At 75.8% G+C, this 4,444-nt stretch carries 4 protein-coding genes and 1 pseudogene; 4 read left to right on the top strand and 1 reads right to left on the bottom strand.

Annotation, left to right across the window (positions count from 1 at the left end; translation table 11 throughout):
- Nucleotides 1-119 precede the first annotated feature (119 nt).
- Complete coding sequence (hppD, locus tag ACZ56B_RS16370) at nt 120-1,268, bottom strand: 4-hydroxyphenylpyruvate dioxygenase (RefSeq protein WP_468790366.1); 1,149 nt, start codon at nt 1,266-1,268, stop codon at nt 120-122.
- A 122-nt stretch (nt 1,269-1,390) separates the two neighbouring features.
- Here hppD and ACZ56B_RS16365 point away from each other — a divergent pair, with 122 nt between their 5' ends.
- The 4 genes and pseudogenes from ACZ56B_RS16365 to ACZ56B_RS16350 all read left to right on the top strand — a co-directional run.
- The gene (locus tag ACZ56B_RS16365) at nt 1,391-1,861 is read left to right on the top strand and encodes an Lrp/AsnC family transcriptional regulator (RefSeq protein ID WP_159533293.1); all 471 of its coding nucleotides are present in this window, start codon (nt 1,391-1,393) and stop codon (nt 1,859-1,861) included.
- Nucleotides 1,862-1,904: 43 nt separating this feature from the next.
- Nucleotides 1,905-2,552 carry an ABC transporter permease gene (locus ACZ56B_RS16360; RefSeq protein WP_468790363.1) on the top strand — a complete coding sequence of 216 codons (648 nt, stop codon included), beginning with the start codon at nt 1,905-1,907 and terminating at the stop codon, nt 2,550-2,552.
- On the top strand, nt 2,545-3,825 hold the full coding sequence (locus tag ACZ56B_RS16355; protein ID WP_468790361.1) for an ATP-binding cassette domain-containing protein: 1,281 nt from the start codon (nt 2,545-2,547) through the stop codon (nt 3,823-3,825). The genes ACZ56B_RS16360 and ACZ56B_RS16355 overlap by 8 nt, the downstream gene beginning before the upstream one ends.
- Before the next feature lie 134 nt (nt 3,826-3,959).
- A pseudogene (locus ACZ56B_RS16350) lies at nt 3,960-4,444 on the top strand (hypothetical protein); the annotation flags it as partial.

Below are 4,444 nucleotides of genomic sequence, written 5' to 3'. Positions count from 1 at the left end.
CCAACCGGCCGATCGGTCTGTTGGGTCCGCACCCCCACCCCCCCCCGCCGCCCCCAACCTGGGGGGGGAGGCCCCCCCCCCCCCCCCCCCCCCCCCCCCCCCCCCGGTCCGTCAGCGGATCACAGGTTGCCGCGCTTGGCCTGCTCGCGCTCGATCGCCTCGAACAGGGCCTTGAAGTTGCCCTTGCCGAAGCCCATCGAGCCGTGCCGCTCGATGAGCTCGAAGAAGACGGTCGGGCGGTCCTGGACCGGCTTGGTGAAGATCTGCAGCAGGTAGCCGTCCTCGTCGCGGTCGACGAGGATCTTCAGCTCGCGCAGCGTCTCGACCGGCACCCGGGTCTCGCCGGCCCACTCGCCGAGGGTGTCGTAGTACGAGTCCGGGGTGTCCAGGAACTGCACGCCGGCCGCGCGCATCTGGCGGACCGTGTGCACGATGTCGTTGGTGTTGAGCGCGATGTGCTGGACGCCGGCGCCGCCGTAGAACTCCAGGTACTCGTCGATCTGGGACTTCTTCTTGGCGACGGCGGGCTCGTTGATCGGGAACTTGACCTTGAGCGTGCCGTCGGCCACGACCTTCGACATCAGCGCGCTGTACTCGGTGGCGATGTCGTCGCCCACGAACTCCTTCATGTTCGTGAAGCCCATGACCTTGTTGTAGAACCCGACCCACTCGTTCATCCGGCCGAGTTCGACGTTGCCGACGCAGTGGTCGATGGCCTGGAAGGAGCGCCGGGCGGGCGGTTCGACGATCGGGGCGGCCGGGACGTAGCCGGGCAGGTAGGGGCCGTCGTAGCCGGAGCGGTCGACCAGGGTGTGGCGGGTCTCGCCGTAGGTGGCGATCGCGGCCAGCACGACCGTGCCGTGCTCGTCCTTGAGCTCGTACGGCTCGGCGACCGGGCGGGCGCCGCGCTCCACGGCGTAGGCGAACGCGGCGCGGGCGTCCGGCACCTCCAGGGCCAGGTCGACGACGCCGTCGCCGTGCGCGGCCACGTGGTCGGCGAGGAAGGCGCCCCACTCGGTGGACTGCTTGATCACCGAGGTGAACACGAAGCGGGCCGAGCCGCTCTCCAGGACGTAGGAGGCGGTCTCGCGGCTGCCGTTCTCCGGTCCGGAGTAGGCGACCAGTTGCATGCCGAAGGCGGTGGAGTAGTAGTGCGCCGCCTGCTTGGCGTTGCCCACGGCGAAGACGACCGCGTCCATTCCCTTGACCGGGAAGGGGTCGGCCTGCCGGGCGGTGGTCTCGGGAGTGTCGTGTGTGGTCTGCGTCATAGGGGCAGGGTGGTGCAGCCCTGCAAGGTGCGCAACAGTTCGCGCATTCACTGGGCAATGTGGCCAGTCGTCCGCCCGTACCGGCGGACTTTCTGTACAGGATGACCATCGGGAGGGGCGGAATGGCGATCGATCATCTGGACGGCCGGATCATCGTGCTGCTGGCACGCGAACCGCGCATCGGCGTGCTGGAGATGTCCCGCCGGCTCGGGGTGGCGCGCGGGACCGTGCAGGCCCGGCTGGACCGGCTTCAGTCGAACGGAGTCATCCGCGGATTCGGTCCCCAGGTGGAGCCGGCGGCGCTCGGCTACCCGGTCACGGCGTTCGCCACCCTGCAGATCCGGCAGGGTCAAGGAGCCGACGTGCGGGCCCACTTGGCGACCGTCCCGGAGGTGCTGGAGCTGCACACCACCACCGGCACCGGGGACATGCTGTGCCGGCTGGTGGCCCGCTCCAACGCCGATCTCCAGCGGGTGATCGACCGCGTCGTCGGTTTTGATGGCATCGTCCGGGCCTCCACGGCGATCGTCATGGAGAACCCCGTTCCGCTGCGGATCATCCCGCTGGTGGAGCAGGCGGCGCTCGGCGAGTGATCCGGCCCGGCCCGGACGACGGGCCCTAGCGGGGTGAGCGGACATGACGTTCTGGGAGTACCTGGGCAGCCAGCGCCGTCCGCTGCTCACCGACGCCTGCCAGCACGCCGCGGCCGTCTTCACCTGCACGGTGGCGGCGGCCGTGCTCGGCGTGCTGATCGGGGTGGCCGTCCACCGCAGCGCGTGGGCGGGCGGCCCCGCCCCGGCCGCCGGCGCGGCCCTGTCGGCCGTTCCGGCACTGGCCGTGCTCGGACTGCTGGTCCCGGTGGTGGGGCTCGGGCTGCCGCCGACGGTGATCGCGCTGACCGTGTGCGGGCTGCCGCCGGTCGCGCGGGGCGCGGTCGCGGGCCTGCGCGGGGTCGATCCGGCGCTGGTGGACGCGGCCGAGGCCGTCGGGATGTCGCGGCCGGCCCGGCTGGTGCGGGTGGAGCTGCCGCTGGCCTGGCCGTCGGTCCTGGCCGGGATCCGGGGCTGCACGCGGCTGCTGACGGGCGTCGCGGCCGTGGCCGCCTGCGTCTCCGGTCCGGGCCTCGGCAACCCGATCCTCCACGGGCTCGCCGCGCCCGACGGCGGCGACGCGTTCCACCAGGTGCTCGCCGGCACGCTCGGGACCGTCGTCCTCGCGCTGCTCTTCGACGCCGCGTACGTCCTGGTCGGCCGGCTGACCGTGCCCGGGAGGACCCGTGTCTGAGCCGCCCCCGGAGACGTCCCGGTCCTCCCGGTCCTCCCGGCCCCCCGCCCTCGGGGCGACCGTCGAGCTGGAGGGCCTGACCAAGCAGTACCCGGGCCGCGCGCGGCCCGCCGTCGACGGCGCCGACCTGCGGATCGAGGCGGGTGAGACGGTCGTCCTCGTCGGCCCGCCGGGCTGCGGGAAGTCCACCGCCTTGAAGATGATCAACCGGCTGGTCGAGCCGACCCGCGGCCGGGTCCTCCTCGGGGGCCGGGACGTCGCCCGCACGGACCCGGTGCGGCTGCGCCGCGGGATCGGCTACGCGGTCCGGAGCGGCGGGCTGTTCCCGCACCTGACCGTGGCCCAGAACGTCGCGCTGGTGCCGCGGATGCTGCGCTGGCCGGAGGACCGGGTGCGGGCGCGGGTGGAGGAGGTGCTGGACCTGGTCGGCCTGGACCCCGGCGCGTTCCACGACCGCCGTCCGCACCAGCTCCCCGAGGGCGGGCGGCAGCGGGCGGGCCTGGCCCGGGCGCTGGCGGCGGACCCCCCGGTGCTGCTGCTGGACGATCCGTTCGGGGCGGTGGACCCGGCCGTCCGGGACCGCCTTGGGCAGGAGCTGGTCCGGTTGCGGCGCCGGCTGCACAAGACGGTCGTCCTCGCCACCCGGGACTTCGACGAGGCGGTCGGGGTGGGCGACCGGATCGCGGTGGTGCGCGACCGCTTCCGCGTCGTCCAGTTCGACACCCCCCGGGCGGTCCTCGCCCGCCCGGCGGACGACTTCGTCTCGGGCCTCGCCGGCGCGGACACGGCGCTGGGGCGGCTCGGCCTCACCCGGATACGGGACGTGGGGACCACCGCCTATCCGGCGGTGGCCGCAAACGCCCCGGTCCGGTACGTCGTCGACCGGCTGCGGGCCGGCGGCGCCGACGGGATCCTGCTGCTCGACGGGGAGGGCCGCCCCCACCGGTGGCTCCGGCCCGGCGACCTGATGCGGGACCGGGGTTCGCCGGCCCGCGCGGGGACGCCGGTGCGCGCCACGGTGTCCCTGGACGCGACCCTGCGGGACGCGTTGGAGGCGGTGCTCGCCGACGGCACGGGGCGGGTGGTGGTCACCGGGCGGGGCGGCGCGTACGAGGGCGTCGTCGACCTGCGGACGCTGATGGACTCCGCGCGCGCACTGCCGGGGACCGGCCGGGCGGGGCGCCGCGGGCCCGGAACGGACGGGGCGCGGGAGCCGCGGGCCGGCCGGACGCGCACCGGCCGGGAGGGCGTCGCGGGGGAGGCGAGGGCGTGAGGTCCTCTTCCGGGCGGCGGCCCGAGGGCGGGCACGGGGCGCGGGGGGCCGCCGTCTTCCGGGGCGGGGACGGGGGCGACGGGCCGCCTCCCGGGGCGGAGCCCCCTCGCCCGCCGGTGGCGGGGCCGCCCCGGGTGACCTGGCGGAAGCTGACGCTCCGGCCGGTGGTGCTGGTCGCCGTGCTGCTGGCGACCTGGCTGTGGTTCGCGCGGGCCGACCTGGACGCGCCCACCCGCCGGGCGCTGTCGGACGGCCGGGTGTCCGGGGCGCTGTGGCAGCACGTCGGGCTCACCGCGGTCCCGGCGTTCCTCGCGCTGGCCGTCGCGGTCCCGCTGGGCGTCCTGCTGACCCGCCGGCCACCGCGCGGGGCCGCCCGGGCCGGGCCGGCGCTCGGCGCCCTGGGCCGGGCGGTCCCGGCGCTCGGTCTGCTCGCGCTGGCGGTGGTCTGGCTGGGCCCGGGCCGCGGGGCCGTCCTGACCGGCATCACCGCCTGCGCCGTACCGCCGGTGCTGTCCCGCACCGGGGGGGGGGGGGGGGGGGGGGGGGGGGGGGGGGGGGGGGGGGGGGGGGGGGGGGGGGGGGGGCCACCGGGGAGGATGGGTCGGGGGGGGGGGGGGGT

The sequence above is a fragment of the Streptomyces sp. NPDC034670 genome, from assembly GCF_055574875.1.
This window is presented reverse-complemented; position numbering and strand designations above follow the sequence as displayed.

Excerpts from the sequence above, each read along its gene's own strand:
- hppD (WP_468790366.1), bottom strand. The coding sequence starts at position 1,268 with ATGACGCAGACCACACACGACACTCCCGAGACCACCGCCCGGCAGGCC.
- ACZ56B_RS16365 (WP_159533293.1), top strand. The coding sequence starts at position 1,391 with ATGGCGATCGATCATCTGGACGGCCGGATCATCGTGCTGCTGGCACGC.
- ACZ56B_RS16360 (WP_468790363.1), top strand. The coding sequence starts at position 1,905 with ATGACGTTCTGGGAGTACCTGGGCAGCCAGCGCCGTCCGCTGCTCACC.